Consider the following 16,039-nt stretch of genomic DNA (forward strand, 5'->3'; position numbering starts at 1 on the left):
AAAAATCATGAAATCTTGTTCAGAACCTTAACACCCTGAATGCTTCTCCGACCTTAAAATCAGTCCTCTCCAGTGGCAATTCTAAAAAGGCGTCGGTATCTGCTAAGTTAGCAAAATCACCCGAACCATTTCCTTCAATTGGCCAGGCCATCAGCTGCCCTTGCGGGTTGCTTTGCAGCTTTACCTGTAAAAAATATTGCAAGGGCGGTTTGAACTGAAAATCCTTAGCTAAAACTGCATAAACGGATGATTGTTCTGTCAAATTTAAAGTAGTCCTTAACCAGTTTAAAAAGTATTTGTGCAGACACATAAATGTGGCTACAGGATTACCTGGAAAAGCAAAAACAAGAGTCCCATTTGCATGTACACCAAACCAAAAAGGTTTGCCGGGACGCTGGGCTACTTTATGAAAGATCTTTTTTACGGCCGAATCTTCGAGCGCCTGGGGGATGTAATCAAACTTACCCATAGATATACCGCCACTGAGCAATAATACATCATAATTTTGCAGACAACGCTGTATTTGCTGACGGGTAATTTCGGGATCATCGGGGATATGGATCATGTCTGGCTGCAGTCCCTGCTCCTGCAATACCGCTTTTATGGTATAGCCGTTTGATTTCCGGATCTGGTATGGAGCGGGCGTTTGGTCAACCTCCACCAGTTCATCACCCGATGATATGATCGCCACCCTGGGTAATTTCTTCACCAGCAAGTGTGTTTTACCTACAGATGCAGCTAAACCAATAATAGCAGGCGTGATTATTTGCCCTATAGATGCTAACACATCTCCTTCTCTTTTATCTGCACCTTGCAGGTGCAGGTTTTGCCCTTTTTTGATATCCTGTACCTTTACCAAGGCCCGGCCATTGCTTATTTCCACATCTTCATAGCGGATCACCGTATCTACAGAAACGGGCAATACCGCACCCGTCATAATCTCAATACATTCCTCAGGATGAGTAATAGCAACAGGTTCATCACCGGCTGCCTGGGTTGCTTTGATGTTAAAGGTAAGGATACCGTTTATAATAGATTGATAATTAACAGCTATACCGTCCATCGTAACCCTGTTAAAGGAAGGCAGGTCACGGTCGGCTTTAATGGCTTCGGCCAGTACACGACCTACAGTTTGCTCAAACGGTAAGCTTTCGGTACCATAATCTCTTAATTGCGCCAGTATCAGCTTTTCAGCTTCTTCAACGGTGGTGAGCAGGGAGTGGGGAGCTGAGAATGTCATAGCTGAGCTTAAATTATCTAAATAGTTTTTACATTTTTCACTAAATTGTTTGCCATATTCACTCACCACTCACCACTCACCACTCACCACTCACCACTCACCACTCACCCCCCTATAGTCGCCATAGATTCATGTATACCCGGATGTATTACCCGCTTGCGCTCGGCCTCCCAGCCATCTTTAGCCCGATGATTAATGGCATTTAGTAATACAGCCTGCAATTCATCATCACCGGTGCCGGCACGCATCATATTTTTTATATTCAATTCTCCATCATCATATAAACAGGTTTTCAATTCGCCTTGCGGGGTTATCCTTATGCGGTTACAGGTACCGCAAAACGTGCGTGAATATGCTGCTATGATACCTACCGTACCCTGATGACCCGGGATCTGATAGTTATAAGCCGTTGAATATGATGGATCTGGTAATTTCTGGATCTGCGGATATCGACTTTTGATTTCCTCCAATATGCGAATATAATCCCATTGCAGGCCGGTATAAATATGACCATCGCCATTAAAAGGCATTTCTTCTATAAAACGCACGCTTACCGGCAATTCTTTAGTCATTTGCACCAGGGGGATAATATCCTGTGTGTTTTTACCATCCATTACCACCGCGTTTATTTTTACTTCGATGCCATGTTTCAGCAAAGCATCAAGCGTTGTCATTACGTTTGCAAATTCGTCGCGGCGGGTAATGGTAAAAAAACGGTTGACATCCAGCGTGTCCAGGCTCAAATTAACCGACCGTACCCCTATCCTTTTCAGTTCGGAAACATGCGGCGCGGTTAATACGCCATTGGTGGTGAGGCTCAGCTCTTTGAGGCCATCCAATTGCGATATGGCGGTGAGCAGTTGCATGATATCCTTGCGTACAAAAGGTTCGCCCCCGGTGATCCGGATCTTTTCGATACCCATTTTTACCAGCAGGCTGCAGCCACGCAACATTTCTTCATAACTCATCAGTTCTGTACGCGAAAGCCAGTGCAAACCATCCTCGGGCATGCAATAAAAGCAACGCAGATTACATTTATCTGTTACCGCAAGGCGCAGGTAATTAATCTTCCGGCCATGATTATCTATGAGCAATGAACCATTCATATATAAAAGTAACCACACAGGTTACATACTGTAAAAGTAAATATTACAATTGGCCCTTATGTTTTTTAAATGTATTTTTTGAGGTGCGTAATTGTGGATCTCAAGCACAGCGCCATTATTGATACTTTTGATTTATATTTACTTGAATACAAAGTTAAACCAATTGTGAAAGAACCACAGGATTTTGTGCAGATCGGACTCATCATATTAGCGGCGGGTTCATCAAGTCGTTTGGGAACTCCCAAACAGAACCTGGTTTACCAGGGACAAACGCTATTACAGCGCGCCATTCAAACCGCGCTTACTTCAGTGTGCCATGAAAATGTGGTGGTGATACTGGGAGCCAATGAAGGAATAATACGTCCCGGCATATCTGATCAGCTGGTGCATATTGCCTACAACACGCTTTGGCAGGAGGGCATGGCATCATCTATTCGATTAGGTATAACCGAATTGTTGAGTATACAACCATTAATAACAGGCGCCATATTAATGCTGTGCGACCAGCCCTTTGTTGATCCGCTGCTGATATATCAACTCACCGAAAAAAAGGCTGAAACAGACTTTGGCATCATTGCCTGCGCTTACCGTGAATCGCTTGGTGTGCCGGTGTTATTCAGCGCATCCTACTTCCCCCAATTATTAATGCTGCAAGGCAAGGAAGGTGCCAAAAAACTGATCAAAACTTTCCCAAATGATGTGGCGCAAATAGCGTTTCCGCTTGGAGCTATTGATATTGACACTCTTGAGGATTATGAACGGCTGCATGGGAGCCCCCTCTAAATCTCCCCCAAAGGGGGAGACTTCAAAGAGCATTTTAAAACCCTCTCCTTTGGAGAGGGTTTGGGTGAGGCTTTTGCTTCGTTCCTCAATGACACTCGGGAAAATGATTTTTACAATCTCATTCTTATTTATAAAGTACTAAAAAATCAACTTTGCGTGTAGCCTTTTCTAAAGACAGCCCCATATTACTTAGTATGGTTGTTAAACTCTCCGGTTTTTCAGGTTGAAATGAAAACTTAATATCAAAAAATCCCTTATTCTGAGTTTCATCAATAACAGGCAGTTTTCCAGTTCCATAGTTTTCTAAATAATCGGCCAAATCGGTCATTGTAATATATTGTTCATCTATTTCGCCGTGTTTTGCCAGATAAGTTCTTTTGCCAGATTTGTTAATAGGAATGTGTTTGAATTTAGCAGTATCTGCTATTTTTAAAACATTAACCTCTTTAGTTTCCGGCATTAGCTTAGCCTGCAGATCAAATCTTTTTGCAAGTTCCTTTCCCAATGTTGGCAGCAGATCTTTTTCATCGGGCACAATTAGATCAACGCAATATAAGGGCCCATTATTTTTTTCACCTGTTTTATCAATAGTACGGCCGTAAGGAAAATTATGATAAGCCATACGGTATAACGAGTTGAGCCGGAAGTTAAGGCAGGTTAACCTTCGGCCGTTAAAAGTACTGTCATGCAAATGAGTTGTACTGAAGCTCCCGGCCCCTTTCATTTCAGCCTGCATTACAAACCTGCTTTTTACCGTATCGGCAGCGAAAAAGTATTTTTTAATAATATCCGGAGGTGTAAGTAAAATTTCCTTCTTTTCGACAAGGTGTACCTCCTTTTGTTGTAATAAGCTGTCTATAACTAATGCAGTTATCGATTCAGGGGTTGTATTAGCAATTAATTTTCCATCTGGTGAAATAACCACGGTGTGTGGTATTACCCGGTGAGGAAACACCTGGGTAATCAACTCCCCTGTATCAATAGCAAACCATAAGTTTGATGGCCTGGAACTTAAAAACTGCCTGATCCTTGCTTCTTTTTCATCTGTAACAGTAATTATCTGGATTTTATTACGATACTTAGTTTGCAATTGCACTAAATGCCGCATTGCCTCAACACAGGGGCTGCACCAGGTTGCCCAAAACTCAATAAAAACTATTTTCCCTTTTAGCTTACCTAAGGTGGCGCTTTTTACAGGTGCATTTAATAATTGAAACTTGATATCGGGTACAACATCGCCGGTTTTAACCTGGCCAAAAGCGTAATCTATAAAAAGAATAAATGACAAGGAGAGGATTAGTTTTTTCATACTATTGTTTAGATAAATCCCTAACGCTGTTTCACTTAAAATATTTGTGATTAAGCCATTTTTAACCTTATTTAACAAACAGGGCCTTTACCTATCTGGCAAAGACCCTGTTTTATATTAAGTAAAAACTTAAGCTTATTTAACTACCGAAAATTTATATAACGATTGTGTTTTATAAGTTTGCCCTGGTTTAAGTTCTGTTGATGGGAACTGAGGCTGATTTGGTGAATCAGGATAGTGTTGTGTTTCCATAGCGAATGAGGTGCGGAACTCATCTTTGATACCCCGTTTCATCACGTTTTTGGCCTGCATAAAGTTACCGCTGTAAAACTGTAAGCCAGGTTCCTCGGTAAATACTTCCATTTTTATGCCGCTCTTGTCGCCAATTACAGTAGCAATAGGCGTTTTGATATCGTGTTTGTTCAGCACAAAGTTATGATCATACCCTTTACCGTCTTTTAGCTGTACGTTATTATCATTAATGCGCTTGCCGATGGTCTCCGGTTTGGTGAAATCAAATGGCGTGCCTTTTACGCTTTCTATTTTACCTAAAGGTATCAGGGTCGAATCAACCGGTACGTAGTTATCCGCATCAATCTGTACCAAATGATCAAGTATGGTACCGCTGCCTTCACCATTCAGGTTAAAAAAGGCATGATTGGTTAAGTTTACAACTGTATTTTTATCGGTTGTGGCTTCATACACCGCTTTAAATTCATTGTCATTTGTTAAACTATAGGTAACTTTTACGTTCAGGTTGCCCGGAAAACCTTCTTCCATATCTTTTGACAGGTAAGTAAATTCTACCGTTGATGAATCAATTTGTTTACCATCCCATACAACGCTCTGATAACCATTTTTACCACCATGCAGCGTATTTGGCGGGTTATTGATAGATGATTGATATTCTTTACCGTCAATTTTAAATTTGCCTTTAGCTATGCGGTTACCATACCTGCCAATAGTAGCGCCGTAATAAGGTTCGGTTGATTTTTCAAATCCTTCTACACTTTCAAAACCCAGCACTACATCAGTCAGCTTCCCATTTTTATCCGGAACCAGGAGGCTCACAATACGGCCGCCATAGTTGGTAAAAGTAGCGGTAATGCCGTTTTTATTTTTAAGCGTGTACAAATGTGTTTGTTTTCCATCGATTGTTTTTTCGAAGGCAGAAGCGGGTGTTTGGGTGCTATCCGTCATAGTTGTTTTTTTCTTGTCAGATGATTGATTACAGGCCGCCAAAGATACGCATGCCGGTAACATGATTAGTAAGAGTTTTTTTGATAAATGTCTCATAGTTTCATAGGTACTTGGTTTATATCAGTTTGTTTGGTTGGCCTAAATTAATATTTTTTGCTTATCCCTTAACTTTATAATGCACTTCGCTCAAATTTCGTAACCTATCGGCAGCAAACTCGGCGGTGATATCGCGCTGAGGGTTGGCCAGCATCTCATACCCTACCATGAATTTTTTAACCGTGGCCGAGCGTAACAAAGGCGGATAAAAGTGCATATGCCAGTGCCAGTACGGATGATCGCCCATGTTTACAGGAGATTGGTGCATACCTGCTGAATACGGAAATGAGGTCTCGAACATATTATCATATCTTACCGTCAATCGTTTGATAGCATCAGCAAGCGCTGTTTTTTCGTCATCAGTAAAATAAAGCAGACTGGTGATATGTCTTTTGCTCACAATCATGGCCTCATAAGGCCAAACCGCCCAAAAAGGAACCAGCACTACAAAATGTTCGTTCTCAAAAATAATACGCTCCTGCTTTTTTAATTCCAGTTGCAGGTAATCACCAAGCAGGCTTCGGCCTTTTTGTTCAAAGTGGGTTTTCTGCTGTTGAGTTTCCTTAGCCACCTCAACCGGGATACTGTTTTGTGCCCAGATCTGTCCATGCGGATGTGGGTTGCTGCAACCCATAATATCACCTTTGTTCTCGAATATCTGGATGTGTTTTATCCAGGGATAAGTAGTAAGCTCCTGATATTCGGTTTGCCAAACATCAACCACTTTCCTGATGTCGGCGGTTTCCATTTCGGGTAATGTGAGGTCATGCCGGGGCGAAAAGCTGATCACCCGGCATATACCGCGCTGACTGTTAGCCACCAAAAGTTCATCATCATTCAATCCGCCATCCGGAGTGTTTAACAATAATGACGAATAATCATTGGTAAAAACATAGCTGGCTTTGTATTCCGGGTTTTCACTGCCATCTGCCCTTTTGTTACCGGGACATAGATAACAATTTGGGTCATATGGAGGTCGCTGATCGGTTTGGGCGGCTTCTACCTTACCCTGCCATGGGCGTTTAGTGCGGTGCGGAGATACCAATATCCAGTCGCCGGTTAAAATATTCAAACGACTATGCGGATGTTCTTTCAGGTCAAAGTTTTCGTTGTTCATCACGTTTAATTAATTCAGGTTTTTGGGTGCTGAGGCACCGGGCATGGGGTTAAATGCCCTTGTTGAACCAAAAGTAAAAAAACAAATGTTAAGTTTACATTTAAAAATAAAATTTATTTGTCAGATAGACATTTTTATCTTTTTAATGTCTGTCGGGAGACGCAATTATGCGTCTCTACCCACGCTGTTCGAAGTCTCTGACTTCGAACGCTTATGCCAGTAGTCTTTAGACTACCGGTTTTGAAAATCATTGGCATAGTTCACCATTGGCGCAAGTCTTGTGTTTGGGATTGTGGGTTGATGACTTGTGACATTACCAGGTTCATAAGCACAAGTCATCACCCCACCGGCAACGCACAAGACTTGCGCTAAAGAAGAAAATCATTGGCGTAGTTCAGAATGAAAGACCTCGGATAGGAATAAATCCCACTATGTTTAAGGATTATGCGGAGAGACTAAAAGCCAAGTTCACCAAACTCTACCACTGCCGAGTCGCAGATATAGGTGGGCACTATGCCTGTAGCGTTAATGCGGTTGTCGGCATCCACAGCCTGGGTATTACCAGAGAGTACCAGCACCGTATCCAGCCCGAATTTGTTACCACCGAGGATATCGGTTTGCAGGGTGTCACCAACCATTACAATATCCTTTTTGCTGATAGGGCCCTGATCGCGCAGCAGATCATAAGCAAACATAAACATCTGTGAGTCGGGCTTACCAAAGCGGATAAACTCCTTGCCCACTATTTTCTCGACCATACTGGCTAAGCCGCCTATAGCTATAGATACATCATGTTTGGTTACCGGATAAGCGTGATCGGTATTGGCCACAATGACAGGGATGGGACGTTTACGCAAAATATTGACGGTCTTATTCAGATCCTCAAACCAGTTAAAACCTTCATCATCCAAAAACACCAGGGCGTTTACTTTATCAATATTAGAGGCGTCAACCTGACTCACCGGCAGGGTATGCAGGCCAGAACTATCAATGTAATGCGCAGAATCAAGCGTACCTAAATAGGCCACTATCCCATCATTCACCTTCAGGTCAAGATAATCCTTGGTCAACATCCCGGAGGATATAATATGATCGGGCGTGATGGTATGCAACCCTTTGATTTGGTACGATTCCGCCAGTTGGGCCGGGCTGCGAGAGGCATCATTGGTAACTATGTAGTATTCCTTCTGCTGTTCTTCCAGGTACGCAAAAGTTCGCTCAATACCAGGCAGCAAGCCATTATAGTTCTTTAGTACACCAAAAGCATCAAAAAAAACAACTTTATACCGGTCAATAATGGATTTAAAGTTATCTATTCTGTTCATGCCCCGGGATAATTATTGAATTATTGATTTAGTGATTTATCTGCCCTGTATGTGTAAAAATATCTATAACCGTTATTAGTATCATGACAATTGTTTTTCCCAAATTCCTTCAAGCATCTTGATACTTGATACTAACTACTTGATACTACACGTATTTATTTCAATTTTAGCGCTTCAATGATTTTTTCGGCATCAAAATCCCGATCAACCGACGGAAGATAAACATTAAATGCTTCGGCCTGTAATTTTTCGGCATATTGTTCGCTAAAAAAGTGTTTGCCATCCTTAATTACATAATTCAGGATAAAAAACCGGTAGGCTTCTTTCATAAACCTGATCTCATCGGCGGTAAGCGGATTTACTTTATGATATTCTTTCAGGAAAATGATAAATCGGTCTTCCATCATGGTATTGATCACATAACTGAATACCGTACGATCGCCAATATCAGATACTACCCGGCTAAAAAAGTAAAAATCGAGCACACGATAACTCATCCTGAACCAGTCGTAGTCCCAGCGGGAATACAACTCCAGATTCGGGGTGACTGAGAAGTTGCCGATATTCCAATCAATAAATACCGGAATGATTTCAAATGAGCTCATGTTATATTTTGAGCGATTCTTGAGGAAAGTTTCACAATGGTATTTTAAAAAGTCGGCCTGCATAGCCGTACCGAACTGCTTTTCGTCGGCTTCCAGCTGATGCTGCAACGCGGATATATCGGTGCGCAGTGTTTTTGACGATTTGGGCAGTACATTTTTCACCCTCGAACAAGCCTTATGGAACTTACCCACCTGCTGGCCCAATTTCTTAATATGGTTTTCATCAAGCCGGCGCGGCAAACGTTGTAATATACGTGTAGGATTATAAAATACTACCCAGGCATCTGTTTTGCCATGTTTGTAATGATAAATATAAACCCGGTTATTTTTCAACAGCGAACGGGCCAATAAATTCTCGAACGGATAAAGCAGGTTATTGGCCAGGGTTTGAATAATACGGTGATCTTCTTTAAAATGCTCAAACTTGCCAAAGTAGGACAGCTTGGCAATAATGATATCATCGTCATCAAAAGTGATGCGATAAACGTGGTTGGTTGATACCATGGCACTGATATCTTCAATATGCTTAATGGTTTTTGAAGAATCATAACCTTCCCAGGCTTTGCGTACAATTAAAGAAAAATCCATTCTGATGGTTTATTTGAAATTTGCGGGTGCAATATTAAACAAATTGTATCATCTTTTATATGGATATCAAACGGACTTATATAATCTCAAAGTATCTTTTCAGCTCCCAGTCAGTTACATGTTTAATGTACTGACGATGTTCCCATAGGCGGGTTTGTGTAAAGTGATCTACAAAGCCTTCGCCAAAAAGCTCTTTGGCTATAGGTGAGTTTTGCATCATTACCGATGCATCATGCAAGTTGGCAGCCAATACCCCATTCTTTTTATCCAGGTAGCCATTGCCTATAGTTTGAGGGATATCCAGTTTCATTTTGTTTTTGATACCGTACAAACCCGAAGCCAGTGCGGCCGCCATAGCCAGGTAAGGATTGGTATCTGAACCTGGTATGCGGGTTTCAAGGCGGGTATAGGCTGGTGTGGTATTGATAACCCGGAGCGCCGTAGTACGGTTTTCTACCCCCCAGGTAACGGTGGTTGGCGCCCAGGCACCTTCAACCAAACGCTTGTAACTATTAATGGTTGGGGCGTACATGGGCAGTATATGAGGCAGGCAATACAATTGCCCGGCCAGGTACTGTTTATGCAGATCGCTCATTTTATGTTCATCAGCAGCATCATGAAACAGGTTTTCGCTTTTATCTTTTGTCCAGAGGCTTTGGTGTATATGACCGCTGCAACCGGGTAAATTTTCGTTCCATTTGGCCATAAATGAGGCCATAACGCCGTGTTTATAGGCAATTTCTTTTACCGCTGTTTTAAATAAGGTTGCCTTATCAGCAGCGCTTAAAACCTCGTCATGTGCTATGGCAGCTTCGTATACCCCCGGACCGGTTTCGGTATGCAAGCCCTCAATGGGGATATTGAACTGGGTAAGCAGGTTAAACAGATCATAATAAAAAGCACTGTTTTCTGATGTGCGCAGGATAGAATAACCAAACATACCCGGTGTAAGGGTATTGATATTGGTAAAGTTTTTATCGTTGATAGACTGCGGTGTTTCCCTGAAATTGAACCACTCAAACTCCTGGGCAAACTCGGCATGATAACCCATATCTACACATTGTTTGGCAATGTGTTTCAGAAGGCTGCGCGGACAGGCAGGCAGATCATCACCATTGGGATTACTATAGTCGGCCAGGAAAAAAGGGATATTATCCTGCCAGGGAACATTACGCAAGGTAGAAAGATCTATGCGGCAAAGCTTATCCGGGTAGCCGGTATGCCAGCCGGTAAGCTGTACATTATCATAACAAACATCGCTGCTATCCCAGCCAAAAACCACATCGCAAAAGCCATAGCCACTTTGCAAACCATCTATGAATTTTTTAGGGTGAATTACTTTACCCCGCAAAATGCCATCTATATCGGCAAAAGCGAATTTTATCTTCTGTATTTTATTCTCTTCTATATATGCTTTAATCTGTTCTTCGTTCATGATATAATTGTAAAGGCAGGTTACCTTAGCAAGATAACCATTAATGGTGTAAACATAAAAAAATGCCCAGTGTGTTTACACAATTTGATACGAATTTGCCCTTACCTTTGTTTGCAGTATGAAAGCTATTTGTCCGCGTTTATTTGTTTACGGCACCCTGCTTGACAGCGCCAACAGCTATGGAGCATATCTGCAACAACACTGTACCCTGCTGCAAACCGGCAAGTTTAGAGGTCGGCTTTATGACGCGGGTGAATATCCTGCGGCTATTATAGATACCAACATTAACCAATATGTTCAGGGATCCATTTACCTGATGGATGAGCCCGGAAAAATTTTGTCCTTTATTGATGACTATGAGGGTTTTGGCGACGATCAGGAACAACCTAATTTATTTGTTAGAGAATTAACCACCATTGAAACCGGTTTAGGAATGATTGAATGCTGGGTTTATGTTTACAATTTGCCGGTTGATGGTTTTTTATTAATAAAATCGGGAAATTATAAGCTTTAATGAAGCTTACGGCTGCTCTTCACTTTTTTACGGCCCAGATGTAGCCCCGCCTGCTTTTAAATTTCGCGTCGTCATGCGGGCGCCTTTCTATCGCTTCGAATATATTAAACCCGGTTTCATAAAGTAACGCCACGATATCATCTGTTTTAAAGTAGTATAAATCAATATCTACTTCTTTGTCATGAGCTTTATCATAATGAAGTATTTCATCTCCTACGTGAAATGAAAGTAAAAATTCTCCGCCCGTTTTTAATACCCTGCTTATTTCTCCGAAGCATTTTTTGATTTCGTCACTACTAAAATGCACTATCGCATAAAATGCAAGTGCACTTCCAAGGGCTCCCGGCGGATAATCGATATTCAATAAGTCGCCGGTTTCAAATTTAATTTGAGGCGAAAGCTTACGGGCGGCGTTCACCATTGCGGGCGACAGATCAATGCCGACGATATCTTTTAAGCCATTATCGTACAGAAATCTTGTTGTTTGTCCAGGTCCACAACCAAAATCGGCACATAGTCCTTTGTCTTTATTGACGGTGGCAAATTCCTTTAATAACAAGGTGTCCAAATGTTTTTTGGAAAGTTCATCCCAACGATCAGCCGCATAGTCGTCGGCCACTGTATTGTAGCAGTGCAATACTTTTTCCTGTGAATTCATCTTATTCTTGATTTTCCAATATTAATTGGATGATGTAAGGATACTTCCAAAAGTAAATTGTTTATCGAACTTCTCCAAGCTATGGCAAAATCGATCGGTGCAACCGATAACAGAGCTACTCCAAAAAAAATCCCCCGGCTTTGAGCCGGGGGATCAGAATAATTAAAATATTTAAGAGGGGCTTAAACTTTCGCTGATTTTACAGTTTTGATGATTACCGCAGCTACTTTATACGGATCGGCAGCTGAGTTAGGGCGACGATCTTCCAGGTAACCACTCCAGTTATGATCAACTGCATAAAGTGGAATACGGATAGAAGCACCACGATCAGACACACCATAGCTAAAGTCATGGATTGATGCAGTTTCGTGTTTACCGGTTAAACGTTGATCGTTATCAGCACCATAAACAGCGATACATTCTTTTACTGCCGGACGGAAAGCTTCGCAAACGGCTTCGAATTTCTCTTTGCTGTTTGCTGTACGTAATAATGTGTTTGAGAAGTTAGCGTGCATACCAGAACCATTCCAGTCTAACTGACCTAATGGTTTGCAATGCCAGTTGATGGCAACACCGTAGCTTTCACCAATTCTTTCTAACAGATAACGGGCAACCCAGATTTGGTCACCAGCTTCTTTAGCGCCTTTAGCAAAGATCTGGAATTCCCACTGACCTGCAGCTACTTCGGCGTTGATACCTTCAACATTTAAACCAGCTTCTAAACAAGCATCTAAGTGTTCTTCAACAATTTCGCGACCGAAAGCGTTGTTTGCACCTACTGAACAGTAGTATGGGCCTTGCGGACCTGGGTAACCACCTGCCGGGAAACCAAGAGGTTTATCGGTTTTAGGATCCCATAAAAAATATTCCTGCTCAAAACCAAACCAGAAATCGTTATCATCATCCTGAATAAGAGCACGACCGTTTGATTCGTGTGGTTTACCAGTTGAGTCCAATACTTCGCACATTACCAGGTGAGCATCTTTTCTTTGCGGATCAGGAACTGTGAAAACCGGTTTCAGGATACAATCAGATGAGCCACCTGGTGCTTGTTCTGTTGATGAACCATCAAAGCTCCAGTTATCTAAATCTTCAACTTTACCGCTGAAGCTTTTAACAATTTTAGTTTTGCTGCGCAGGCTTTGTGTTGGTTTATACCCATCAAGCCAAATGTACTCAAGTTTAGTTGCCATTTTTAAGTTAGTTTGTAAAATTTATGGTTCTAATAATAGTTTATCTGTTGTTTTGACTAATTATCAAGGCGAATTTAAATTATTTTTATAAAAATCATTATAAAATTGTGAATTTTTTATAAATTTTTTCAACAAATCACATTTAAATAGGTCAAATACGTAAAAAACCACAACAACAAAATTGGATTTTATCATTTTCATATTTTTAGAGCATCAAATGATATGTTTTTTACCAAAACTGTAAAAAATAAAAAAACAGGATGCCTATATCACATAAATGGGTATAAAAAGCCATATAATGCAACTAATTATAAAACTATTTTATTAATAGAATAAAATTAAGACAAGTAGTGGCTATCAATAAAAAATCAATAGCTTAATTAGGTAAGTATGTTTCTAAGAGTTCTCCAAAAAATGTAAACCTATGTGCTTACCCTGCCAAATCCCAACAAGGCAAAACTCGTGGGTAAAACAATTTCAAATATGCCACAGAGGCTTGGCATAAATTTATGCCATGTGCAAGGCAGAACCCGATATTATGCGGCTAATTGTTAACTATCAAACTTTTCAAGCTGCTTTAAAAGCGTTTCAAAGTCCTTAGGATATGGCGCATGTATCGTAATCTCCGTTTCAGGATTTATTTTGAAGGTAACCTCATAAGCATGCAAGGCAAAACGTTTCATGATTGGAAGTTCCTCCTGATCTTTACCCAAATGATACTTACGCTTTATTTTTGACAGATAAACCGGTTCGCCTTTATACATCTCATCGCCGGCTATAGATGCCTTTTGAGTAGCCAGGTGTATGCGGATCTGGTGCATCCGCCCGGTAACCGGCCGGCATTCAACCAAAGTGTAATGTTTAAAATATTTTAACGACTGAAACCAGGTTTCGGCCCTTTTGCCATCCTGTCTGCTTATGGTCACGTTACCTTTACCCACATTTAAAATAGGCAGGTCAACCAAAAGGTTATCAAAAGTGTGCGTACCATCAATAATGGCATGATAAACTTTTTTAACCTGGCGTTTTTCAAACTGGATGGATACAAAGCGATAAGCTTCGGGATTTTTAGCGATAATAAGTGCTCCTGAAGTTTCTTTATCCAGGCGGTGACATATTTGCGCATCTTCTGAATAAGCCTTAGCCAAACGCAGCAAATTAACTTCACCGCCTTCGCGCTCATCCAGCGAACTCAGGAAAGGCGGCTTGTTTACCACAATCACATCATCATTCTCAAACAATATCAGGTCGGCAAATTTCGGAAACTTCATACTTTAAATATAGCCGGCAAAAATACGGTTTATAATTTAAACAGCAGTTACACTTGTTTAGCATAAATGTCATTGCTAATTTGTTGTAAATAAACATTAATCATTTTTGACTGAAAATCTGAGCCAATCATATTTAAGGCTATTGCACAGCAAAATATATAGGACAATTAATGAAATAGATTATAAAATAAATTTTAACTTTAATTATAAATACCTAAATAAATCAATCATTCATAATTAAGGAAAACATCATGAGCACTACACCGAACGAACCAGAAGAAGAAAAAGGTTTTTTTGATAAGATCAAAGAATCTGCCGGAGAATTGTGGGAAAACGCAAAGGATAAGGTTGAAGAGGAATTTGACGAACTAAAGGAAAAAGCCTCAGACTTTACCGGCGACAAAATAAAAGGCATAGTTGACGATTTGGAAACTAAAGCATCCGATAAAATAAAGGATGTTACCGGTAAAATTACCGGCTAAGAAAAATCCAATTACAGTTAAATAAAACGGCCTTATATAAGGCCGTTTTTATTTAATAATATGACGTATTAAACCACGCCAGGTAATTGATCGCGATGTTAATTAATGTGTTAGTACCGGAGGAAGACTTGGATCGCCAACATGATCAAAAAGCTGGTTGATACAACTGTTGTTTTATTAACAGCCGCGGTAATATTTGTTAAGGTGATATCTGCAACCCAATGCGGAACAATATCATTTGGTATACTATGATAAGCGCTAATTTTCAATTGAAAAGGGGTTGAATTAGTAAAAATGAGTGTCTTGATTGAATAATTACTGGTACCTAATTTGGAGGCTGGTACAATATTACTCCATCCGTCAGAGCCTTCCGAGCCGACGGCTTTAACATCCCCCCATTTACCTGGAGGGCATTATAAAATGGTGTTTTTTTAATTATAAATAAATCAACACTATAAGCCGAAGCCGAAGGGATAGCATCCTGTATAACGACGTTTAATTGTGCCACGATTCTGTTCAAAGTAATACTTTCGGTATTATCACTATTAACTGTTATAGGGACTTTTTGTAATAAGTATCCTTTATAGTATAATCTGCAAGACCAGTTGACGCATTATTGTTATTATAGGTCAATACGTCTGTATTTAGAGTAGCTTTTTCCGAAGAAAGCATGTTTACAAAAACAAGCCCTGTTTTGCCGCCTGCAAAAACCAATGTATAATTACCTGCCGGTAAATTAGTGGTGATAGTTCCAAAACCTGCATCTGTTGATAACTGTTTAATTGTATTTATACTTTTGCCATCGGCATCATAAATACTGCAATATAGCACATCCATTATGCTTGAGGGTGCCACTGCAGTTGTAGTTTTAACTCCCAAAGTCACCTGATTGGTCTTTTGGAAAGCAGTATCAGCCGATGAGAAATCACTTATTTTATAAGTTAACTTATATGATTTAGTTTCAGGGTTTCCAGAATGATCCTTGGAACAAGAAAAACCTAAAAAACAGGCAGCGAGTAAAAGAAATAGATATTTTTTTCATAGATATTGTAAAGATACCCTTTCAGGTAAAAAATCCAATTAATTGAAAATTAACCGAATCAATATGAAATTAAAG

The 16,039-nt window shown here is 40.5% G+C and carries 15 protein-coding genes; 3 read left to right on the forward strand and 12 right to left on the reverse strand.

The window, feature by feature from the left end; all coding sequences use genetic code 11:
* Positions 1 to 19 precede the first annotated feature (19 nt).
* Together ACNURT_RS19510 and moaA are read right to left on the reverse strand one after the other, a co-directional pair.
* Positions 20 to 1,240 carry a molybdopterin molybdotransferase MoeA gene (locus ACNURT_RS19510; RefSeq protein WP_419699149.1) on the reverse strand — a complete coding sequence of 407 codons (1,221 nt, stop codon included), beginning with the start codon at positions 1,238 to 1,240 and terminating at the stop codon, positions 20 to 22.
* 104 nt (positions 1,241 to 1,344) lie between these two features.
* Complete coding sequence (moaA, locus tag ACNURT_RS19515; RefSeq protein ID WP_419699150.1) at positions 1,345 to 2,346, reverse strand: GTP 3',8-cyclase MoaA; 1,002 nt, start codon at positions 2,344 to 2,346, stop codon at positions 1,345 to 1,347.
* A 165-nt stretch (positions 2,347 to 2,511) separates the two neighbouring features.
* Here moaA and ACNURT_RS19520 point away from each other — a divergent pair, with 165 nt between their 5' ends.
* On the forward strand, positions 2,512 to 3,129 hold the full coding sequence (locus tag ACNURT_RS19520) for a nucleotidyltransferase family protein (RefSeq protein ID WP_419699151.1): 618 nt from the start codon (positions 2,512 to 2,514) through the stop codon (positions 3,127 to 3,129).
* 124 nt (positions 3,130 to 3,253) lie between these two features.
* On the opposite strand, the gene ACNURT_RS19525 is transcribed toward ACNURT_RS19520, so the two are convergent.
* From ACNURT_RS19525 to ACNURT_RS19550, 6 genes are all read right to left on the reverse strand, one after another.
* Positions 3,254 to 4,438 carry a redoxin family protein gene (locus ACNURT_RS19525; RefSeq protein WP_419699152.1) on the reverse strand — a complete coding sequence of 395 codons (1,185 nt, stop codon included), beginning with the start codon at positions 4,436 to 4,438 and terminating at the stop codon, positions 3,254 to 3,256.
* 135 nt (positions 4,439 to 4,573) lie between these two features.
* The gene (locus tag ACNURT_RS19530; protein ID WP_370995533.1) at positions 4,574 to 5,638 is read right to left on the reverse strand and encodes an aldose epimerase family protein; all 1,065 of its coding nucleotides are present in this window, start codon (positions 5,636 to 5,638) and stop codon (positions 4,574 to 4,576) included.
* Between the two features lie 157 nt (positions 5,639 to 5,795).
* Positions 5,796 to 6,851 carry a UDP-glucose--hexose-1-phosphate uridylyltransferase gene (locus ACNURT_RS19535; protein ID WP_419699153.1) on the reverse strand — a complete coding sequence of 352 codons (1,056 nt, stop codon included), beginning with the start codon at positions 6,849 to 6,851 and terminating at the stop codon, positions 5,796 to 5,798.
* A 455-nt stretch (positions 6,852 to 7,306) separates the two neighbouring features.
* Positions 7,307 to 8,176 (reverse strand): HAD-IIA family hydrolase, encoded by an 870-nt coding sequence (locus tag ACNURT_RS19540; RefSeq protein WP_419699154.1) that lies wholly within the window; start codon positions 8,174 to 8,176, stop codon positions 7,307 to 7,309.
* 155 nt (positions 8,177 to 8,331) lie between these two features.
* On the reverse strand, positions 8,332 to 9,369 hold the full coding sequence (locus tag ACNURT_RS19545) for a hypothetical protein (protein WP_370995536.1): 1,038 nt from the start codon (positions 9,367 to 9,369) through the stop codon (positions 8,332 to 8,334).
* 76 nt (positions 9,370 to 9,445) lie between these two features.
* Positions 9,446 to 10,804, reverse strand: coding sequence for a glutamine synthetase family protein (locus ACNURT_RS19550; RefSeq protein ID WP_419699155.1), 1,359 nt, complete (start codon positions 10,802 to 10,804; stop codon positions 9,446 to 9,448).
* A 118-nt stretch (positions 10,805 to 10,922) separates the two neighbouring features.
* Between ACNURT_RS19550 and ACNURT_RS19555 the strand changes: the two genes are divergently transcribed.
* Positions 10,923 to 11,318 (forward strand): gamma-glutamylcyclotransferase family protein, encoded by a 396-nt coding sequence (locus ACNURT_RS19555; protein WP_419699156.1) that lies wholly within the window; start codon positions 10,923 to 10,925, stop codon positions 11,316 to 11,318.
* A 19-nt stretch (positions 11,319 to 11,337) separates the two neighbouring features.
* Here ACNURT_RS19555 and ACNURT_RS19560 read toward each other — a convergent pair whose 3' ends face one another.
* The 3 genes from ACNURT_RS19560 to ACNURT_RS19570 form a co-directional block, all read right to left on the reverse strand.
* Positions 11,338 to 11,976: a class I SAM-dependent methyltransferase gene (locus ACNURT_RS19560; protein WP_419699157.1), complete on the reverse strand. Its 639-nt coding sequence runs from the start codon at positions 11,974 to 11,976 to the stop codon at positions 11,338 to 11,340.
* 182 nt (positions 11,977 to 12,158) lie between these two features.
* A complete protein-coding gene (locus tag ACNURT_RS19565) occupies positions 12,159 to 13,169 on the reverse strand; it encodes a glutamine synthetase beta-grasp domain-containing protein (protein ID WP_370995540.1) in 1,011 nt (336 codons plus the stop codon).
* A gap of 551 nt (positions 13,170 to 13,720) precedes the next feature.
* Positions 13,721 to 14,440: an RluA family pseudouridine synthase gene (locus ACNURT_RS19570; protein ID WP_370995541.1), complete on the reverse strand. Its 720-nt coding sequence runs from the start codon at positions 14,438 to 14,440 to the stop codon at positions 13,721 to 13,723.
* A gap of 251 nt (positions 14,441 to 14,691) precedes the next feature.
* Here ACNURT_RS19570 and ACNURT_RS19575 point away from each other — a divergent pair, with 251 nt between their 5' ends.
* A complete protein-coding gene (locus tag ACNURT_RS19575) occupies positions 14,692 to 14,922 on the forward strand; it encodes a hypothetical protein (RefSeq protein ID WP_419699158.1) in 231 nt (76 codons plus the stop codon).
* A gap of 552 nt (positions 14,923 to 15,474) precedes the next feature.
* Here the strand turns inward: ACNURT_RS19575 and ACNURT_RS19580 are convergent.
* A complete protein-coding gene (locus ACNURT_RS19580) occupies positions 15,475 to 15,777 on the reverse strand; it encodes a hypothetical protein (protein ID WP_419699159.1) in 303 nt (100 codons plus the stop codon).
* Positions 15,778 to 16,039 lie beyond the last annotated feature (262 nt).

The organism is Mucilaginibacter sp. NFX135 (genome assembly GCF_048565145.1).
Taxonomy (GTDB): domain Bacteria; phylum Bacteroidota; class Bacteroidia; order Sphingobacteriales; family Sphingobacteriaceae; genus Mucilaginibacter.

What these genes read in the sequence shown, in the direction of transcription:
- ACNURT_RS19560 (WP_419699157.1), bottom strand. Translation starts at nt 11,976, where the DNA reads ATGAATTCACAGGAAAAAGTATTGCACTGCTACAATACAGTGGCCGAC.
- ACNURT_RS19525 (WP_419699152.1), bottom strand. Translation starts at nt 4,438, where the DNA reads ATGAAAAAACTAATCCTCTCCTTGTCATTTATTCTTTTTATAGATTAC.
- ACNURT_RS19535 (WP_419699153.1), bottom strand. Translation starts at nt 6,851, where the DNA reads ATGAACAACGAAAACTTTGACCTGAAAGAACATCCGCATAGTCGTTTG.
- ACNURT_RS19530 (WP_370995533.1), bottom strand. Translation starts at nt 5,638, where the DNA reads ATGACGGATAGCACCCAAACACCCGCTTCTGCCTTCGAAAAAACAATC.
- ACNURT_RS19575 (WP_419699158.1), top strand. Translation starts at nt 14,692, where the DNA reads ATGAGCACTACACCGAACGAACCAGAAGAAGAAAAAGGTTTTTTTGAT.
- ACNURT_RS19540 (WP_419699154.1), bottom strand. Translation starts at nt 8,176, where the DNA reads ATGAACAGAATAGATAACTTTAAATCCATTATTGACCGGTATAAAGTT.
- ACNURT_RS19510 (WP_419699149.1), bottom strand. Translation starts at nt 1,240, where the DNA reads ATGACATTCTCAGCTCCCCACTCCCTGCTCACCACCGTTGAAGAAGCT.
- ACNURT_RS19565 (WP_370995540.1), bottom strand. Translation starts at nt 13,169, where the DNA reads ATGGCAACTAAACTTGAGTACATTTGGCTTGATGGGTATAAACCAACA.
- ACNURT_RS19545 (WP_370995536.1), bottom strand. Translation starts at nt 9,369, where the DNA reads ATGGATTTTTCTTTAATTGTACGCAAAGCCTGGGAAGGTTATGATTCT.
- ACNURT_RS19550 (WP_419699155.1), bottom strand. Translation starts at nt 10,804, where the DNA reads ATGAACGAAGAACAGATTAAAGCATATATAGAAGAGAATAAAATACAG.
- moaA (WP_419699150.1), bottom strand. Translation starts at nt 2,346, where the DNA reads ATGAATGGTTCATTGCTCATAGATAATCATGGCCGGAAGATTAATTAC.
- ACNURT_RS19570 (WP_370995541.1), bottom strand. Translation starts at nt 14,440, where the DNA reads ATGAAGTTTCCGAAATTTGCCGACCTGATATTGTTTGAGAATGATGAT.
- ACNURT_RS19555 (WP_419699156.1), top strand. Translation starts at nt 10,923, where the DNA reads ATGAAAGCTATTTGTCCGCGTTTATTTGTTTACGGCACCCTGCTTGAC.